The 15364-nt window shown below is 67.4% G+C and carries 18 protein-coding genes and 1 pseudogene; 6 read left to right on the plus strand and 13 right to left on the minus strand.

Annotated features, from left to right (window positions below; all coding sequences use genetic code 11):
• Positions 1-22: 22 nt before the first annotated feature.
• From HWX25_RS01120 to HWX25_RS01140, 5 genes are all read right to left on the minus strand, one after another.
• Positions 23-445, minus strand: a complete 423-nt coding sequence (locus HWX25_RS01120; protein ID WP_059466550.1) for a rubrerythrin family protein — start codon at positions 443-445, stop codon at positions 23-25.
• A gap of 310 nt (positions 446-755) precedes the next feature.
• Positions 756-2024: an RNA polymerase sigma factor gene (locus HWX25_RS01125; protein WP_175906572.1), complete on the minus strand. Its 1269-nt coding sequence runs from the start codon at positions 2022-2024 to the stop codon at positions 756-758.
• Complete coding sequence (locus tag HWX25_RS01130; protein ID WP_175906573.1) at positions 2021-2437, minus strand: VOC family protein; 417 nt, start codon at positions 2435-2437, stop codon at positions 2021-2023. Before HWX25_RS01130 ends, HWX25_RS01125 begins: the two co-directional genes overlap by 4 nt.
• Before the next feature lie 35 nt (positions 2438-2472).
• Positions 2473-2892, minus strand: a complete 420-nt coding sequence (locus HWX25_RS01135; protein ID WP_175906574.1) for a YciI family protein — start codon at positions 2890-2892, stop codon at positions 2473-2475.
• A 125-nt stretch (positions 2893-3017) separates the two neighbouring features.
• A complete protein-coding gene (locus HWX25_RS01140; RefSeq protein WP_059689518.1) occupies positions 3018-3371 on the minus strand; it encodes a YciI family protein in 354 nt (117 codons plus the stop codon).
• A gap of 255 nt (positions 3372-3626) precedes the next feature.
• On the opposite strand from HWX25_RS01140, the pseudogene HWX25_RS33330 reads away from it, so the two are divergent.
• Positions 3627-3809, plus strand: a pseudogene (locus tag HWX25_RS33330) (hypothetical protein); the annotation flags it as partial.
• 143 nt (positions 3810-3952) lie between these two features.
• On the opposite strand, the gene HWX25_RS01145 reads toward HWX25_RS33330, so the two are convergent.
• Positions 3953-4162: a hypothetical protein gene (locus HWX25_RS01145; protein ID WP_159085694.1), complete on the minus strand. Its 210-nt coding sequence runs from the start codon at positions 4160-4162 to the stop codon at positions 3953-3955.
• Between HWX25_RS01145 and HWX25_RS01150 the strand changes: the two genes are divergently transcribed.
• The 3 genes from HWX25_RS01150 (at position 4161) to HWX25_RS01160 (ending at position 6480) form a co-directional block, all read left to right on the plus strand.
• Positions 4161-4547 (plus strand): DUF883 family protein, encoded by a 387-nt coding sequence (locus tag HWX25_RS01150; RefSeq protein ID WP_059531622.1) that lies wholly within the window; start codon positions 4161-4163, stop codon positions 4545-4547. The genes HWX25_RS01145 and HWX25_RS01150 overlap by 2 nt on opposite strands.
• A 64-nt stretch (positions 4548-4611) precedes the next feature.
• Complete coding sequence (locus HWX25_RS01155) at positions 4612-5196, plus strand: YSC84-related protein (RefSeq protein WP_175906575.1); 585 nt, start codon at positions 4612-4614, stop codon at positions 5194-5196.
• A 231-nt stretch (positions 5197-5427) separates the two neighbouring features.
• Positions 5428-6480: an AI-2E family transporter gene (locus tag HWX25_RS01160; protein WP_059531628.1), complete on the plus strand. Its 1053-nt coding sequence runs from the start codon at positions 5428-5430 to the stop codon at positions 6478-6480.
• 9 nt (positions 6481-6489) lie between these two features.
• Here the strand turns inward: HWX25_RS01160 and HWX25_RS01165 are convergent, their stop codons facing one another.
• The 6 genes from HWX25_RS01165 to HWX25_RS01190 all read right to left on the minus strand — a co-directional run bounded on the left by HWX25_RS01165 (position 6490) and on the right by HWX25_RS01190 (position 12418).
• Positions 6490-6993, minus strand: a complete 504-nt coding sequence (locus tag HWX25_RS01165) for a thioesterase (RefSeq protein WP_175906576.1) — start codon at positions 6991-6993, stop codon at positions 6490-6492.
• Between the two features lie 166 nt (positions 6994-7159).
• Complete coding sequence (locus tag HWX25_RS01170) at positions 7160-8176, minus strand: NADP-dependent oxidoreductase (RefSeq protein WP_175906577.1); 1017 nt, start codon at positions 8174-8176, stop codon at positions 7160-7162.
• A gap of 34 nt (positions 8177-8210) precedes the next feature.
• Positions 8211-8999: an SDR family oxidoreductase gene (locus tag HWX25_RS01175; protein ID WP_175906578.1), complete on the minus strand. Its 789-nt coding sequence runs from the start codon at positions 8997-8999 to the stop codon at positions 8211-8213.
• 424 nt (positions 9000-9423) lie between these two features.
• Positions 9424-10011 carry a phosphatase PAP2 family protein gene (locus tag HWX25_RS01180; RefSeq protein ID WP_175906579.1) on the minus strand — a complete coding sequence of 196 codons (588 nt, stop codon included), beginning with the start codon at positions 10009-10011 and terminating at the stop codon, positions 9424-9426.
• 80 nt (positions 10012-10091) lie between these two features.
• Positions 10092-11408: an Nramp family divalent metal transporter gene (locus tag HWX25_RS01185; RefSeq protein WP_175906580.1), complete on the minus strand. Its 1317-nt coding sequence runs from the start codon at positions 11406-11408 to the stop codon at positions 10092-10094.
• A complete protein-coding gene (locus tag HWX25_RS01190; protein WP_175906582.1) occupies positions 11357-12418 on the minus strand; it encodes a helix-turn-helix domain-containing protein in 1062 nt (353 codons plus the stop codon). The genes HWX25_RS01185 and HWX25_RS01190 overlap by 52 nt, the downstream gene beginning before the upstream one ends.
• A gap of 467 nt (positions 12419-12885) precedes the next feature.
• On the opposite strand from HWX25_RS01190, the gene HWX25_RS01195 reads away from it, so the two are divergent.
• Positions 12886-13806, plus strand: a complete 921-nt coding sequence (locus tag HWX25_RS01195; RefSeq protein ID WP_059818729.1) for a LysR family transcriptional regulator — start codon at positions 12886-12888, stop codon at positions 13804-13806.
• A 119-nt stretch (positions 13807-13925) separates the two neighbouring features.
• The gene (locus tag HWX25_RS01200; protein WP_059466564.1) at positions 13926-14327 is read left to right on the plus strand and encodes an OsmC family protein; all 402 of its coding nucleotides are present in this window, start codon (positions 13926-13928) and stop codon (positions 14325-14327) included.
• A gap of 100 nt (positions 14328-14427) precedes the next feature.
• Here HWX25_RS01200 and HWX25_RS01205 read toward each other — a convergent pair whose 3' ends face one another.
• Complete coding sequence (locus HWX25_RS01205; protein ID WP_059531647.1) at positions 14428-15309, minus strand: Dyp-type peroxidase; 882 nt, start codon at positions 15307-15309, stop codon at positions 14428-14430.
• Positions 15310-15364 lie beyond the last annotated feature (55 nt).

The raw sequence follows: 15364 nt of genomic DNA on the forward strand, positions 1-15364 counted from the left end.
CTGCCTTGCTGCCGGACTCGCGTCAGTCGACGAGTGCGTCGAGCGCCTTCGTATAGCGGTTGGCGTGGCTGCGCTCGGCCTTCGCGAGCGTCTCGAACCAGTTCGCGATTTCGTCGAAGCCTTCGTCGCGCGCCGTCTTCGCCATGCCCGGATACATGTCGGTGTATTCGTGCGTCTCGCCGGCGATCGCCGATTCGAGGTTCAGCCGCGACGAGCCGAACGGCAGCCCCGTCGCCGGATCGCCGACTGCTTCGAGGTATTCGAGGTGGCCGTGCGCGTGGCCCGTTTCGCCTTCGGCAGTCGAGCGGAACAGCGCGGCGACGTCGTTCTGGCCTTCCACGTCGGCCTTCGAAGCGAAATACAGATAGCGCCGGTTCGCTTGCGATTCGCCCGCGAATGCGGCCTTCAGATTCTCTTCGGTCTTGCTGCCCTTGAGTTGAGCCATTTGCGCCTCCGTTCGAGTCGGCGCGGCCGCGTGCGAAGCCGGGCCGATGATGTATGTGGGGAACGAAGCGCAGGCCGGACGCGCACGCTTCGTGCCTTTTAATCTAGGCGCTGGCGTTCGCATCCCCCAATAGGCTTTTTCAATCCGCTCGATAGCGGAGGGCGGGAATGAGGGACAGTTGACGGGCGGGAGCGGATGGGTCGCGTCGTCGGGTGGGTCGGCGATATGCTCAGGACTCGGCTTCGGGCTTCGGGCTTCTGGTTTCTGGCGCGACGCCCGGTGCGCTCGCACCGGCGTCGCTCGTCACGCATCACGCATCCGTCGCGCGCTTCAACAACAATTCCCTTTCACGCTCGTTGCGGGTCAACTCCGCCGCACGACGGAACTCGACCTTCGCTTCGTCGGTGCGGCCGAGCTTCGCGAGCAGGTCGCCGCGCACGCTCGGCAACCAGTGATAGCGAGCGAGCGCCGGATCGTCGCGCAGCACGTCGACGATTTCCAGTGCCGCGGCAGGCCCGAACGCCATCCCCACCGCCACCGCGCGATTCAGCTCGACCACCGGCGACGGCGCGACTTCGGCCAGCGCGTCGTAAAGCGCGACGATCTGTGCCCAGTCCGTTTCCGACGCGTGCCGCGCGCGCGCATGGCACGCCGCCAGCGCGGCCTGCAGCGCATACGGGCCGCGCACGCCGCCGAGCTTCGTCGCCCGCTCGAGCGCGGCGAGGCCGCGCCGGATCAGCAGCGGATCCCAGCGGGAGCGATCCTGGTCGAGCAGCAGCACGGGCCGCCCCTGCGCATCGGTCCGCGCGTGCATGCGCGACGCCTGCAGTTCCATCAGCGCGACCAGCCCGAGCACCTCGCTTTCGTCCGGCACGAGCCCGGCCAGCACGCGGCCGAGACGCAGCGCCTCGTCGCACAACGCCGGGCGCGTCCAGTCGTCGCCTGCGGTCGCCGCATGGCCTTCGTTGAACACCAGGTAGATCACTTCGAGCACCGACGCGAGCCGCGCGGGCCGCGCATCCACGGCTGGCACCTCGAACGGCACGCGCGCCGCCGCGAGCGTGCGCTTCGCGCGCACGATGCGCTGCGCGATCGTCGGCTCGGGCGACAGGAACGCGCGCGCGATCTCGCTCGTGGTCAACCCACCGAGCAGCCGCAACGTCAGCGCGACGCGCGCATCGGTCGACAGCACCGGATGGCATGACGTGAAGATCAGCCGCAGCAGGTCGTCGCCGATATCGTCGTCGCTCGCATCGGCGAGCGCATCCGCGATGTCGGGGACGACGTGCGCTTCGAGCGCGTCCATTTCATGCCCGAGCTGGTCGCGCTTCGCTGCATGCAGCGACTCCTGCCGGACCCGGTCGAGCGCGCGCCGCTTCACGGCCGTCATCAACCATGCGGCCGGGTTGTCGGGAACGCCGTCGACGGGCCAGTGCTCGAGCGCCGCGACGAGCGTGTCCTGCGCGAGTTCCTCGGCCACGCCGACGTCGCGCACCACGCGCGCGGCGCGGGCAATGATCTTCGGCGCCTCGATCCGCCAGACCGCTTCGATCGCACGGTGAGTCGCCTCACGCGTCACGACGCCTGCCCCTGGGTGGCAGTATCCAGCGGCATGGCCATCAGCTCCCATGCGTGGCCGTCCGGATCGTCGAAACCGTGGCCGTACATGTTCGGATACTCGCGCCGCGCTTGCGGCGCGGACCCGCCGGCCGCGAGCGCCTTCGCGACGATCTCGTCGACCTCGGCGCGGCTGTCGCACGACAGGCACGACAGCGCCTGCACCTGCGTCGCCGGATCGACGATGGTCTTGCCGGTGAAGGTCTGGAAAAACGGCCGCACGAGCAGCATCGCGAAAATCGTGTCGCTGATCTTGATGCAGGCGGCCTGATCGTTGGTATAGGCCGGTACGACTTCGAAGCCGAGTGCCTGATAGAACGTCTTCGAGCGCGGCAGGTCGGCCACGGGCAGGTTGATGAAGACCATCTTGTGCATGACGGATGCTCCGGTGAGATTGGATTCAGGCAGATTCAGGCTTGGGTGCGGCCGACGTGGAGATCGCGGAACCGCTCGACCGCGTCGCTCGGTGTGAGGTCGTCGAGCTCGAACAGCGGCCGCACCTCGATCTCGCAGTCCATTTCGGCGCCGAACGGCGCGGGAAACCGGCGCGTCCATTCGAGCGCCTCGTCGCGCGAGCGCACCTGGATCAGCGTGTAGCCGGCAATCAGCTCCTTCGTCTCCGCGAACGGGCCGTCGACCACCGTGCCCTTGCCGCCGGTGTACTGCACGCGCCAGCCGCGCGCGCTCGGCCGCAAGCCGTTCGCGTCGAGCAGCACGCCGGCCCTGGCCAGCTCCTCGTGGTAGACCGTCATCGCCTCGACCAGCCGGTTGTCCGGCAACGCATCGGATTCGCTGACGGCGTTCGCCCGGATCATGATCATGAATCGCATCGCTCACTCCTTGTCATCGGTGAAAAGGGGCGTCCGTTCATCGGCGCCTTATCCGGACGACGGGCGGCAGACCGCCGGATCGACGGGCCGCGCGACGAATCAGGGTAAATACCGAGGCGCAGCCGTTACAGAAAGCACGGGCCGACCGCGCGCACTTCGACCGTGCACCATTGCGCGGCCGGGCACTGGCGCGCGATCTCGATCGCTTCCTCGCGCGTGTCGACGTCGACGATGAAGAAGCCGCCGACCATTTCCTTCGCCTCGGCGAACGGGCCGTCGACGAGGCGCGTCTCGCCTTCGCGCACCTGCACGCGCGTCGCGCGCTCGGAGCGCTCCAGCGACTCGACGCCGCGCAGCACGCCGCGCGCTTTCAGCGTCTCCGCGAAATCGACCATTCGCGCGTACAGCGCCTGCCCGTCTTCGAGCGTACGTTCGGCGCGCTGGCCGGTCGGTTCGACAATCAACAGCATGTAGGACATGGAAATCTCCTGTGGGGGCCGTGCGCGGACGCGTTCGGATCGCAGGCCGGAACGATGCGTCAGATGCGAAGCGTAGCAGCCCGGGCCGGCCCTGCCTTCATCGTTGGCCGTTCGGCACTGGCCTGATGGCCAATTCGATCACAACACGCGATTTTGCCGTCAGGATGCTTGCCCGGACCTTCGAATTTTCTTCCCGTGGAGCGCTCCATGTCACACCTGCCGCCGTTCATGCCGCCGCCTCGCTTCGCCGTTTTCGCCGCGCGCGTGAAGGCCGTGCATGCCTGACACACCAACGCCGCTGAGCCGATCGCGCAGCAATCCGTGCCCGATTACAAAACCCAGGCACCACGGGCCGCCTGTTACGCATCCGATGCATATCGCTCGTCGGACCACGATCCCGTCGTCATGCGCCTCGGGCTGGACGGCGCCGCCGCCTGAGGCCATCGCGGGCACAAACCCTGCTCCACGAAGAAATGGACGATTAGTGCAATTGCATCGGTATGGCACGTGCAATGGCACTATTTACCTGACGCATCGGGCGACGCCATATTTACCGGACTTTCACGTCGCGCAACGGCTCGCTAGGTCGTTTCGCCCGAAGCGCGAAATTTTTTCAACCGCCGCCGCGCCCCGTCGCGCGGGGCTTCCCGGGAAACTTGCAGACGAATTGAAAATTTGTCTCGAAACTCAATTGGCTGATGTGAATCACATTGGTTGCTGGGATTCGTCTTATCTTCAAATGGGCCTGCAAATCCGGGCTGCAAACCAAATCCAAGGAGGATAAACATCATGGCGCTCACCGACTCGATCGAACACAAGCTGGACCGCGGCCTGTCCGATATCCGTCGCACCGGCCGGCGCGTGGGACGCTCGGCACGCTCGGCCGCCCGCGACCTGCATGCGGACGTGTCCGACGATCTGCGCGGGCTGGTCGATGAACTGGAAGACCTGCTGAAGAACGACGGCGACGGCGATATCGCCGCGCTGCGCAAGCGCGTGCAGTCGCGGCTCGACGAAGCGCGCAGCACGCTCGACTACGCGTCGGGCAGCGCGGCCGCCCGGCTGCGCGATTCGGCCGAGCGCGTGTCGCAAGCCGTGCACGACAACCCATGGCAGACCGCGGGCGTCGTCGCGGGCCTCGCGTTCGTCGCGGGCCTGCTGCTTGCCCGTCGTTGAACGGGGCTGCCCGCACCGCCGCCCGCCCCATCCGTTCTCAACCCGACAACGAAGGAGAAACGCCATGCAGAAGTCTCTCGCCCTGAAGGCCGCCGCCGCCGTCATGCTCGGCAGTCTCGCCCTTGCCGGTTGCACCACCACGCCCGACAAACCCGACAACGCATCGGCCAGCGCGTCGAAACGCGAATCGATCGACGCGAGCGTGAATGCGACGCTATCGCGCCTCTATTCGACGGTGCCAGGCTCGCGTGAACTCGTCGCGAAATCGCGCGGCGTGCTCGTGTTCCCGAACGTGCTGCAGGCCGGCTTCATCGTCGGCGGTCAGTCCGGCAACGGCGCGCTGCGTGTCGGCGGCAGCACCGTCGGGTACTACAACACGTCGTCGCTGTCGGTCGGCCTGCAGGCCGGCGCGCAATCGAAGGCGATCGTGTTCCTGTTCATGACGCAGGATGCGCTCGACTCGTTCCGCAAGTCCGAAGGCTGGTCGGCCGGCGCCGACGCCTCCGTCGCGGTCGTGAAGGTCGGCGCGAACGGTGCGGTCGATTCCAACATGGCCACCGCTCCGGTCGAGGTACTGGTCCTGACCAACGCGGGCCTGATGGGCGACCTGTCGGTCAACGGCACCAAGGTCACCCGCCTCCACATCTGACGAGCCGTCACGGCCCCAGGGCCGATTTGCTTCCCGGCAACGCCGCGACTCCGGTCGCGGCGTTTTCGCGTGCGCCGCGCGCAGCGGCTATGATGGCGGCACCTTTGCGGGCATACTGCCCGTCGGGCCGCCCTGCGCGCGCTTCGCCGCGAACCCGTGACGTTCGCGAGCCGATCGCGCCCGAGGCAACGAAATTCAATCAAACCAGGCATCAATCTGCGCGAACCATCCATGGATAGCGGACACGATCACCAAAAATTCTTCTATTTCCTGCTGTTCGCGGTCACCGTCGGACTGTGCTGGATTCTCGCGCCATTCTCCGGCGCCGTCTTCTGGGGCACCATTCTCGCGATCCTGTTCCAGCCGGTGCAGCGCTGGCTCGCCGCGCGCTTCGGCAAGCGGCGCAACCTGGCCGCGCTCGTGACGATGTCGCTGATCATCCTGATCGTGATCCTGCCGCTCGTATTCGTCGCGGCGACGCTCGTGCAGGAAATCGCGTACGTGTACCAGGAACTCAAGAACGCGCAACCGAATTATTCGCAGTACTTCCATGACATCATTCACGCGCTGCCGACGTCGATCCAGAACCTGCTGCAGAAATACGGGCTGACCAACATCCCCGGCATCCAGAAGAAGCTGACCGACGGCGCCGCGCAGATCAGCCAGTTCGCGGCAACCCAGGCGCTCAGCATCGGACAGAACACGTTCCAGTTCGTCGTCAGCTTCGGCGTGATGCTGTACATGGTGTTCTTCCTGCTGCGCGACGGCGGCGAGATCGGCCGCCGCGTGCGCCGCGCGATGCCGCTCGACGAAGAGCACAAGAACCTGCTGCTTGCGAAGTTCACGACGGTGGTACGCGCAACCGTGAAGGGCAACATCGCGGTCGCGCTCGTGCAGGGCGCGCTCGGCGGCCTGATCTTCTGGATCCTCGGGATCGAGGGCGTCGTGCTGTGGGGCGCGCTGATGGCGTTCCTGTCGCTGCTGCCGGCGATCGGCGCGAGCCTCGTGTGGGTGCCCGCCGCGCTCTATTTCCTCGCGATCGGCGCGATCTGGAAATGCGTGATCCTCGTCGCGTTCTGCGTCGGCGTGATCGGCCTCGTCGACAACCTGCTGCGACCGATCCTCGTCGGCAAGGACACGAAGATGCCCGACTGGGTCGTGCTGATCTCGACGCTCGGCGGGATGGCGCTGTTCGGCATCAACGGCTTCGTGATCGGACCGCTCGTCGCCGCGCTGTTCATGGCGAGCTGGGACATCTACGCGCGCGCCGAACAAGGGGAATGACGCAACGCGTCACGGATGTTGAATCCTGATCACAACGGGCGCCACGGCGCCCGTTTCCATGTCCGGCCCCGCGACCGTCAGCTCGCCGCCATACGGGCCGACACGATGCGCACGGCCCGCTTCCAGCGGCACGATCCGATCGTCGCGCGCATCGCGCCATGTCGCGCGAACCTGCGCTTCCGCGGGCCGCGAAAGCGGCTGGCCGTCCAGTTCCACGAGCGTCACATGCGCGCCGGGCAGGCGCCGGCCATGCGCATCGAACCGGAGTGTCGCCGCGGTCGCGCTGCTGGACGCGCCGATCGACGGCGCGCCGAATCGCACGTCGTACAGATCGACGAGCGCGCCGGTGAATTGCACAATCCCATTCGCGTGAGCCTGCTCGGCCGCACCCGCGCCCGACATCGCGAACACGATGCCGAACCCGGTTGCGACGATCCGCAACCTTGTGCCAATGCGCCGCTTCGTTCGATCACGCACCGCCGCCGGTGCCGCCTGCCCCGTCTTCGTTTGCATGTTTCGCCTCCCGTTTTGCCGTGCAAATGAAAAACGGCGGCGTGACGCGCATGTCACGCCGCCGTTTGCTGGCAATTACTTTAAGGAGAGCGGCCGGAACAATATATGGGACGAGTCTTAAATTGATGCCGGACGATGCAGACTCAACGCGCGCGCGTGCCGCGGCTCAAGCATCCGGATCGACGCGCAGCACGAGCTTGCCGCGATGGTCGCCGTCGAACAGTCGATTCAGCACGTCGGGAGCGTTCTCGAGCCCGTCGGCGACGGTTTCCTCGGCCTTGAGCCGGCCGTCGCGCAGCCATCCGGCGAGCGTCTGCACCGCTTCGCGGCTCTTGCGGTAGTCGAGGATCAGGAAGCCGCGCATCGTGAGCCGCTTCGAGATCAGCACGCCGACGTCGTCCGCCGCGCGGCCGCTGTTGTAGTTCGAGATCACGCCGCACAGCGCAACGCGCCCGCCGATCACCATCCGCGACAGCACCGCGCGCATCACCTCGCCGCCGACGTTCTCGAAGTTCACGTGCACGCCGTCCGGTGTCGCTGCCTTCAGTTGCTCTCGGAAATCGTCGGCCTTGTAGTCGACGGCCGCGTCGAAGCCGAGCGTCTCGGTCAGGTAGCGGCACTTGTCCGCGCCGCCCGCGATCCCCACGACGCGCGCGCCGTGAATCTTGCCGATCTGGCCGGCGATCGAGCCGACCGACCCGGCCGCCGCCGACACGACGAGCGTCTCGCCGGGCTGCACCGGCGCGATGTCGGTCAGCCCGTAATAGGCGGTCAGGCCGCTCATCCCGCACGCGCCGAGCAGCGTCGGCAGCGGCAGGCCCGACTGCGCGGGCAGCTTCACGAGCTGCGCGGCCTGCTCGGCCGGCACGACCGCATAGTCCTGCCAGCCGACCAGCCCCTGCACGAGATCGCCCTGCGCGAAACCCGCATGGCGCGACGCGACCACGCGCCCGATGCCGAGGGCGCGCATCACTTCGCCGATCGCGACCGGCGGCAGGTATTGCGGGACGTCGCTCATCCACACGCGGTTGGTCGGATCCATCGACAGATACAGCACGCGCACGAGCACTTCGCCGTCGGCGAGCGCCGGCACCTGCGTTTCGACGAGCGAAAAGTGTTCGCGGCCGACCCGCCCTTCCGGGCGCGTCTTCAGCAGCAGCTGGCGGTTCACGGGTGTCGACACGATGTTCTCCTCCGGTTGTTGTCGTCGATGCGCGTCAGACCGCGCACATGCCGCCGTCGATCACGAGTTCGGCGGCCGTTACGAAGCGGCTTTCGTCGGATGCGAGATAGACGGCCGCATGCGCGACGTCGTCCGGATCGCCGAGCCGGCGCAGCGGAATGCCGCGTGCGAGCTTGCGCGTCGCATCGCGTTCGCCGAGCGACTGGAACAGCGGCTCGACGATCCCCGTGCGAATGAACGCCGGGTGAATCGAGTTGCAGCGCACGTCGAGCTCGCGGCGCGCGCAGTCGATCGCGACCGACTTCGTCAGCGACGCGACCGCGGCCTTCGACGCGTTGTACGCGGTGAAATCCGGTTCGACCTTGAACGCGGCCACCGACGAGATGTTGATGATCGACGCCGGGTGGCTCGCGCCCAGGTACGGCAGCGCGTGCTTGCAGCCGAGCACGATGCTCTCGACGTTGATCGCCATCACGCGCCGCCATTCGTCGAGCTCGATCTGCGCGGGCGCGCCGATCGACCCGACGCCGGCATTGTTGACGAGCACCGACAACCCGCCCATCGCTTCGTTCGCCTGCGCGAGCAGCGCCTGCCAGCGCGCCTCGTCGCGCACGTCCTGCGTGGCCGCAAACGCGACCGGCGCCGCGTGTCCCGCATTGAGTTCCTGCGCGAACGCGTCGAGCACCGCCGCGTCGGCGACGTCGGTCAGGAACACGCGCGCGCCCTGCTCGACCATCCGGCGCGCGATCGCGCGGCCGAGGCCGCCGGCGGCGCCCGTGATGTACGCGCACTTGCCTGCGAGGCGCGGGGAAACGACTGTCATGAGACCTGCTCCTATCGTGAATCGTCGTGGCGGACCGGTGCCGCGACGGCGGTTGCCGTGCGCGGGCCGACGGCCGCGCGGTTTGCGCGAGTATAGCGAGCCGACCGCACCGCGTCGGACAAATCGGGCGGGCCGCCGCTGCCGGCCACGATCGAACGAACGCCAGCGTACGCGATTGCCGCCGATCGATGAAATGAATATTCGTAATGCCCGGTCATAGACCCGGCTCATGACCTTCGCCTCTCCGAGCGACGGGACGAGCGTGTCCCGCGCGCCGGATCACCGCGAATACCGATTCAATGAACGCGGAACGCCGGATTTTGACAATGACGAGGAAAGAATTGAATGTGACTCGGCGGAGCCGCCACTGCGGGCGACCACCTCGCCTGACACCGGGACACCGACGCCCCGGGAAAAACGACCGTCAGAACCCGTTGCCGGACGTGCGCATGAATGCACAGAACTGCGGAGAATGCGTATCGATCATCTGCTGGAACGGTGCGCGATTCCCGTACGCGATGCCGGACACGAGCAGCAGGCAGACGGCCGCGATGCGCGGCGAGAACGAGCGCTTGTGCGCCCGGTCGTAGGTCCGCAGGAACACCAGCGCAACCAGCGCGCCGAGCAGCCAGCCGACAATGACTTCGGGAATCGTGTGCGAATGGTCGAACACGCGCGCGACGGCCGTCACCGCCCCGACGGCGAGGCCCGCCGCCACGCCCGGCACCTTGCCCGCACGGAAGGCCTGCCACAGCATCGACAGCGCGACGGTCCACACGGACGTCGACAGCATCGTATGGCCGCTGATCACGCGGAAGTCGAACTGCGGGATCTCGACACCGCAGCCCGCATAGAGAATCTTGGTCGCCCCGACCAGGCTCATGCCGGCCGCGAGCAGCACGATCCAGCGCACCGCGAGCCGCCAGTCGGACAGCGCGAGCCAGACCGCGCAGGTCAGCGCGACCGGCAAGGTCAGCGCGGCGTCGCCGATGTTGCTGATTTCACTCCACATAACGGACGTCGAACGGCTGGCAAAACGCGCAGTTTAACGCACGCGCGCCACGCGCCTGTTTCAGCCTGTGACAGGCTGTATCAGCCCGCGACACCCGTAATCAGCAGCAGGTTCGTGCCGGTGATGACGGCGAACAGCGTCCATGCTGCGATCTGCATCCTGCGGCCGATCGCATGCTCGCCCATCACGTCGCGATCGCTGACCGACCGGATCAGCGGCCACATCGCGAACGGCAGTTGCAGGCTCAGCAACACCTGGCTCCAGACGAGCAGTTGCCCGACCGAGTTCTCGCCGAGCCACAGCACGCCGATCAGCGCAGGCGCCAGCGCGAGCCCGCGCGTGATCAGCCGGCGCTGGTAGCACGGAATCTTCGTGTGCAGGAAGCCGTCCATGATCACCTGGCCGGCGATCGTGCCGGTCAGCGTCGAGCTTTGCCCCGACGCGAGCAGCGCAATGCCGAACAGCAGCGCGGCCGCGCCGCCCGCGATCGGCGTGATCAGCCGGTACGCCTGTTCGATGTCAGTCACGTCGTGCTGGCCGGTCGCATGGAACGCCGCGCCCGCGACGACCAGGATCGCCGCATTGACGAGCATCGCGACGAACAGCGACACGCAGGTGTCGATCCGCACCAGCGCGAGCGTGTCGCGGATCAGGCCGCGCGCGCCGCCGACGACATGGCGTGTCTGCACGACCGACGAATGCAGATACAGGTTGTGCGGCATGATCGTCGCGCCGACGATGCCGAGCGCGAGCACGATCGCGTCCTTGCGGTCGTGGCCCGGATCGCCCGGCACGAGCCCCGCCGCGACCGCATGCCAGTCGGGCGGCGTGATCGCGACCTGCGCGACGAAGCAGAACGCCATCGTCGCGATCAACCCGAGCACGATCGCCTCGATCTGCCGGACGCCCTTGCCCTGCAGCCCGAGGACGATCACGGTGTCGAGCGCGGTGAGCACGATCCCCCACGCGAGCGGCACGCCGAGCAACAGCTTGAACGCCAGCGCGCAGCCGAGCACTTCGGCGATGTCGCACGCGATGATCGACACCTCGGCGGTCACCCATTGCACGATGCGGCCCAGGCGGCCATAGCGGTCGTAGCTGGCCTGCGCGAGATCCTTGCCCGCGACGAGGCCCAGCCGCGCGGCGAGCATCTGCAGGAAGATCGCGGCGAGGCTCGAGAACGCGACGACCCACAGCAGCGAATAGCCGAACTGCGAGCCGGCCTGGATGTCGGTGGCCCAGTTGCCGGGATCCATGTAGCCGATCGCGACCAGCAGGCCCGGGCCGAAGAAGCGCTTGAGCTTCATCCAGCGCGACGCGCCGGCGTCGATCGTAATGCTGCCCTTTACTTCCGACGGGCAGAAGGGGGCTGTGGCGGTAGTGGGGAGCAAGGGCATGGAAACCGGGGATCGTGATCGCGACACGGTGATTTTACGGTTATCCGGCCCGTTTTCTCCCGCGCATCGGCGCGCGCGCCCCGGCTCGCCCGCTCGCCGCCGGATTTCGCGGGCCGCGGCACGAGTTGCGGATCGGCCGCGCCGGCGCCGTTCGTCAGGATCCGTTCGCGCTCGGCGACGCGAAATTCGGTCGGCGACACCCGCAGGCGCTGGCGAAACAGCTTCGCCAGACGCTCGCCGCTGCCGAAGCCCGTGCGCCGCGCGACCTTGTCGGCCGGCAGCGTCGTGTGGATCAGCATGTGGCATGCGCGCTCGAGCCGCACGTGCTGCACGAACTCGGTCGGCGTCACGCCGATTTCCTTCTTGAAGCGCCGCAGGAAATTGCGCTCGCTCATCGCGGCCGTCTGCGCGACTTCCGCGATCGAAATGCGGTTCGCGCTCTGCGCGCGCAGCCGTTGCGCCGACATCCTGATCGACGGGCTCGCGCTCAGCTCGCGAAACGCCCACATCGACTGTGCATAGCGCTGCTCGACCGGCCGCATCAGGTTGCTGGCGATCTCCTGCGCGGCGCTGTCGCCGAGATCGGCGCGAAACATGTCGAGCACGGCCGAGAACACGTCGGCCTCGCCGGCCTGCAGTTCGACCGTGGCCGCCGTCCGGCGCGCGCGATCGGTTCGCGCGTGACTTCCATCCGTCTGCCGCTGCGACGCGGCGAGCGTCGACAGGTCCATCGCGTCGACGATCCATCGCGCATGCCGGCGGATGTCGCTGAGCCGACGCCGCAATGCATCGTTCCAGTTGACCGACGCGCGGTCACCATGAAGATGAAAGAACGCGAGCGCACGATGGCCGTGCTCGTCACCGAGCGGATCGGCGGCGATCTGCACGCCCGACGACGACTGCAGCAATCCCCCGCTTTCCGATACGTACTTCAGCTGGTAATCCGCACTGAACGCGTGCAGGCGATTCGCCAGATTGAAGGCCTCGCCAAGGCGCGCGGCCTGCGCCAAGGAAAACCCCGTACTCAAATAGATTACGACCCACCTCTGATCTGCTGCTTCCACTGCCAAGCCCCCGGACTGTTTCGACTTCTTGTAATACCGTCGAACTGTCAGGCTTATATTTGGTTTGAACTCGTGCGACAGGGACGGCTATCTCGAAATATGAAGCGACGGCATCTTAGCCGAACGGGTCGTGTCTTTGGCATGAAATGGCTGACCGGGACAGTATGATGGCGGATTTCTACAGGCTGTCGCCGAACGCTGGTGCGACCGCACGGATATGCGCATGCCGACGGGCAGGCTCGCATCGTGCGCACGATCCGCATCGCGCATCGGATGCGCACGCTCGCATATCGGGTCGATCATCATCGACACGCATCGAACGGCATCGATCGTCTCTCTAACGCACGCACCCGCATGCCGTTGTTCGCGCATCCATTAGAATCGCCCCACCGTCCACCACGCCGACTTCGTCCGTGCCCGCCGATCATCGTCTCGACCTGAACCTGTTCCGCGTGCTCGACGCCGTCTACGTGCACGGCGGCATCGGCGCGGCCGCCCGTGCGCTGCACCTGACGCAGCCGGCCGTCACGCATGCGCTCAACCGGCTGCGCGCGCATTTCGACGACCCGCTGTTCGTTCGCCAGGGCAACCGCGTCGTGCCGACCGAGCGCACGCGCACGATCATCGCGGACGTGCAGCTTCACCTCGCCGGCCTGCAACGCGCCGCGCGCGACCCGTCGGCATTCGACCCGGCGACGCTCGACCTGAGCATCGCGGTCGGCATTCGCGACGTGCTCGAATCGATCGCGCTGCCGCAGATCGTCGCCGCGTTCGCCGACGAAGCGCCGGGCCTGCGATTCGTGAGCCGCCGCATCGCAGTGCACGACATCGAACGCGAACTCGCGTCGGGCAATCTCGACCTGGTCGTCGATCGACGCGTGCAGACCGGCCCGCGCATCGCGACCGAACATCTGCTCGACGATTCGCTCGTCGTCGCGATGCGGCACGATCATCCGTTGACCGACGGTCCGCTGCGGCGCGGCGACTATTTCGCCGCACGGCATGTCGCGGTGTCGCCGCTCGGCGAGCCGCAATCGCTCGACGTGCTGCTCGGCAACGACGGGCGCTTCCGTCACATCCAGCTCGTTTGCCAGCATTACTTCGCCGCCTGCCAGATCGCCGCGGCGGGCGACCTGCTGCTGACGCTGCCGCGCACGTATGCGCTGCGCATGGCGGCGCTGCTGCCGATCGCCGTGCAGCCGCTGCCGCTGCGGCTCAAGCCGTTTCCGCTGCTCGCGTACTGGCACGAGTCGCGCGAGACCGACCGCGCGCACCAGTGGGTACGCGAACGCGTCGCCACGCTCGTGCGCCGGAGCGCCGGCGTCGCCGGCTGACTCTGGCGAGCCGCGTCGACGCACGCAGCGCCCGCGATTTTCGTCGAGACGGTATGCTGACGGCTCGCTCGCCGCGCATCGTCGCGGCCGCCTCTTTCCCCGCTTACCGGAGTCTTGCCATGCCGCTCATCCATGCTGCCGCCACCCTCGCCGCCGACGCGCCCGACTACGTCGTCCAGCTGCAGGCCGGCACGCACGCGCTGACCGGCGACGAAGCGCCGCGCGAAGGCGGACAGGGCCTCGGGCCGGCGCCGTTCGAGTTCGTGCTGGCCGGCCTCGCGCAATGCACGGCCGCGACGCTGCGCATGTACATGCAGCGCAAGACGTGGCCGGCCGTGCGCATCGACGTGCGCACCGAACTGCACGCCGATCGCGAAGGACAGCAATACGTGCGCCGCGTCGTGACGCTCGACGGCCCGCTCGACGATGCGCAGCGCCAGCGGCTCGCGGAAATCTGCGAGAAAACGCCGGTGACGCTGTTCATCAAGCGCGGCACGCGCATCGAAACGACGCTGAACTGACGGGCGGCGCAGCGCGCCGCACACGATCGCTACGCAACAAGCAAAACGGGCGGGCCGCGCACGATGCGCGACCCGCCCGTTTGCGGATGTCGTCCGGCGTTCAGAGTCCGAGCGCGGACAGGTCCAGCTTGCCGTCCTTCACCGGCGGGCACCAGAAATACGCGCCCGTCAGCGGTCGCGTGAAACGGAACAGGCCGTCGACGATGCCGTCGTCCGCGCCGCTCATCCGGCGCATCTGCACGTCGAACGCGCGGAACGAACAGCCGAACGCGACGAAGTAGAGGCCCGCGCGACGCGCGTCGGACCACGGCGACGACCGGCGCAGCATGAACGCCTCCGGCTCGAAGCTCTCCTGCGCGGTGCGCTTCACGTGCGCGAACTCGGGCGCGTCGTCGAGCTCCTCGTTGTCCGAGCGGCGGCGGCCGACGATGTGATCCATATCGCCGGACGCAATGCGCTCCATCTGGTCGAAGTCGTGCAGCCATTGCTGAACCGCGACGAAGCTCGAACCGTCGAGACCCGCGCCCTGCCCCGTGACGATCGCCGCGGCCAGCGCGTCGTCGCCGGTCGGGTTCTCAGTGCCGTCCTCGTAACCCGACAGGTCGCGATCGTTCGAATAGCGGAATCCGTCGACCGCGTCCTGCAGCGCGAACGCCGGCGCAAGCGCCCGCTCGATCGCCCGCGCACGCAGCACGAGCTCGCCGCGATCGTCGCCGCGCAGCCAGACCCAGATGTCGGCCGGCGTGATCGGCAGCGTGCGATCGTTCACCGCGAACGCCGGATATTCGGTGAGGCCCGGGACCGGACGCCCGAGGTGTGCGGCCAGCGCGTGTCCGAAGCCCGCGACCGTGTCGCGCCCGTCAACGAGCTCGCGCAACGCCGTCAGCGCCGCTGCCACGTTGCCGTTGTTCGAAATCGTGAAAGTGAGGTATCGGGCCGCCGTGTCGATCGGAGCCAGGATGCCTTGCTGAACGTCGCTCATCGTTTCCTCAGGAATGTATCGGGGTGAATCCGCGCGGCCTCGGCGGCCGGCGCGC

Source organism: Burkholderia sp. BCC1640, assembly GCF_902833125.1.
GTDB lineage: Bacteria > Pseudomonadota > Gammaproteobacteria > Burkholderiales > Burkholderiaceae > Burkholderia > Burkholderia diffusa.

Coding starts and splice junctions, on each gene's coding strand:
- HWX25_RS01145 (WP_159085694.1), bottom strand. CDS start 4,162: ATGATGTTTATCCTCCTTGGATTTGGTTTGCAGCCCGGATTTGCAGGC.
- HWX25_RS01165 (WP_175906576.1), bottom strand. CDS start 6,993: ATGCAAACGAAGACGGGGCAGGCGGCACCGGCGGCGGTGCGTGATCGA.
- HWX25_RS01140 (WP_059689518.1), bottom strand. CDS start 3,371: ATGTCCTACATGCTGTTGATTGTCGAACCGACCGGCCAGCGCGCCGAA.
- HWX25_RS01175 (WP_175906578.1), bottom strand. CDS start 8,999: ATGACAGTCGTTTCCCCGCGCCTCGCAGGCAAGTGCGCGTACATCACG.
- HWX25_RS01180 (WP_175906579.1), bottom strand. CDS start 10,011: ATGTGGAGTGAAATCAGCAACATCGGCGACGCCGCGCTGACCTTGCCG.
- HWX25_RS01120 (WP_059466550.1), bottom strand. CDS start 445: ATGGCTCAACTCAAGGGCAGCAAGACCGAAGAGAATCTGAAGGCCGCA.
- HWX25_RS01135 (WP_175906574.1), bottom strand. CDS start 2,892: ATGCGATTCATGATCATGATCCGGGCGAACGCCGTCAGCGAATCCGAT.
- HWX25_RS01155 (WP_175906575.1), top strand. CDS start 4,612: ATGCAGAAGTCTCTCGCCCTGAAGGCCGCCGCCGCCGTCATGCTCGGC.
- HWX25_RS01130 (WP_175906573.1), bottom strand. CDS start 2,437: ATGCACAAGATGGTCTTCATCAACCTGCCCGTGGCCGACCTGCCGCGC.
- HWX25_RS01200 (WP_059466564.1), top strand. CDS start 13,926: ATGCCGCTCATCCATGCTGCCGCCACCCTCGCCGCCGACGCGCCCGAC.
- HWX25_RS01185 (WP_175906580.1), bottom strand. CDS start 11,408: ATGCCCTTGCTCCCCACTACCGCCACAGCCCCCTTCTGCCCGTCGGAA.
- HWX25_RS01150 (WP_059531622.1), top strand. CDS start 4,161: ATGGCGCTCACCGACTCGATCGAACACAAGCTGGACCGCGGCCTGTCC.
- HWX25_RS01160 (WP_059531628.1), top strand. CDS start 5,428: ATGGATAGCGGACACGATCACCAAAAATTCTTCTATTTCCTGCTGTTC.
- HWX25_RS01205 (WP_059531647.1), bottom strand. CDS start 15,309: ATGAGCGACGTTCAGCAAGGCATCCTGGCTCCGATCGACACGGCGGCC.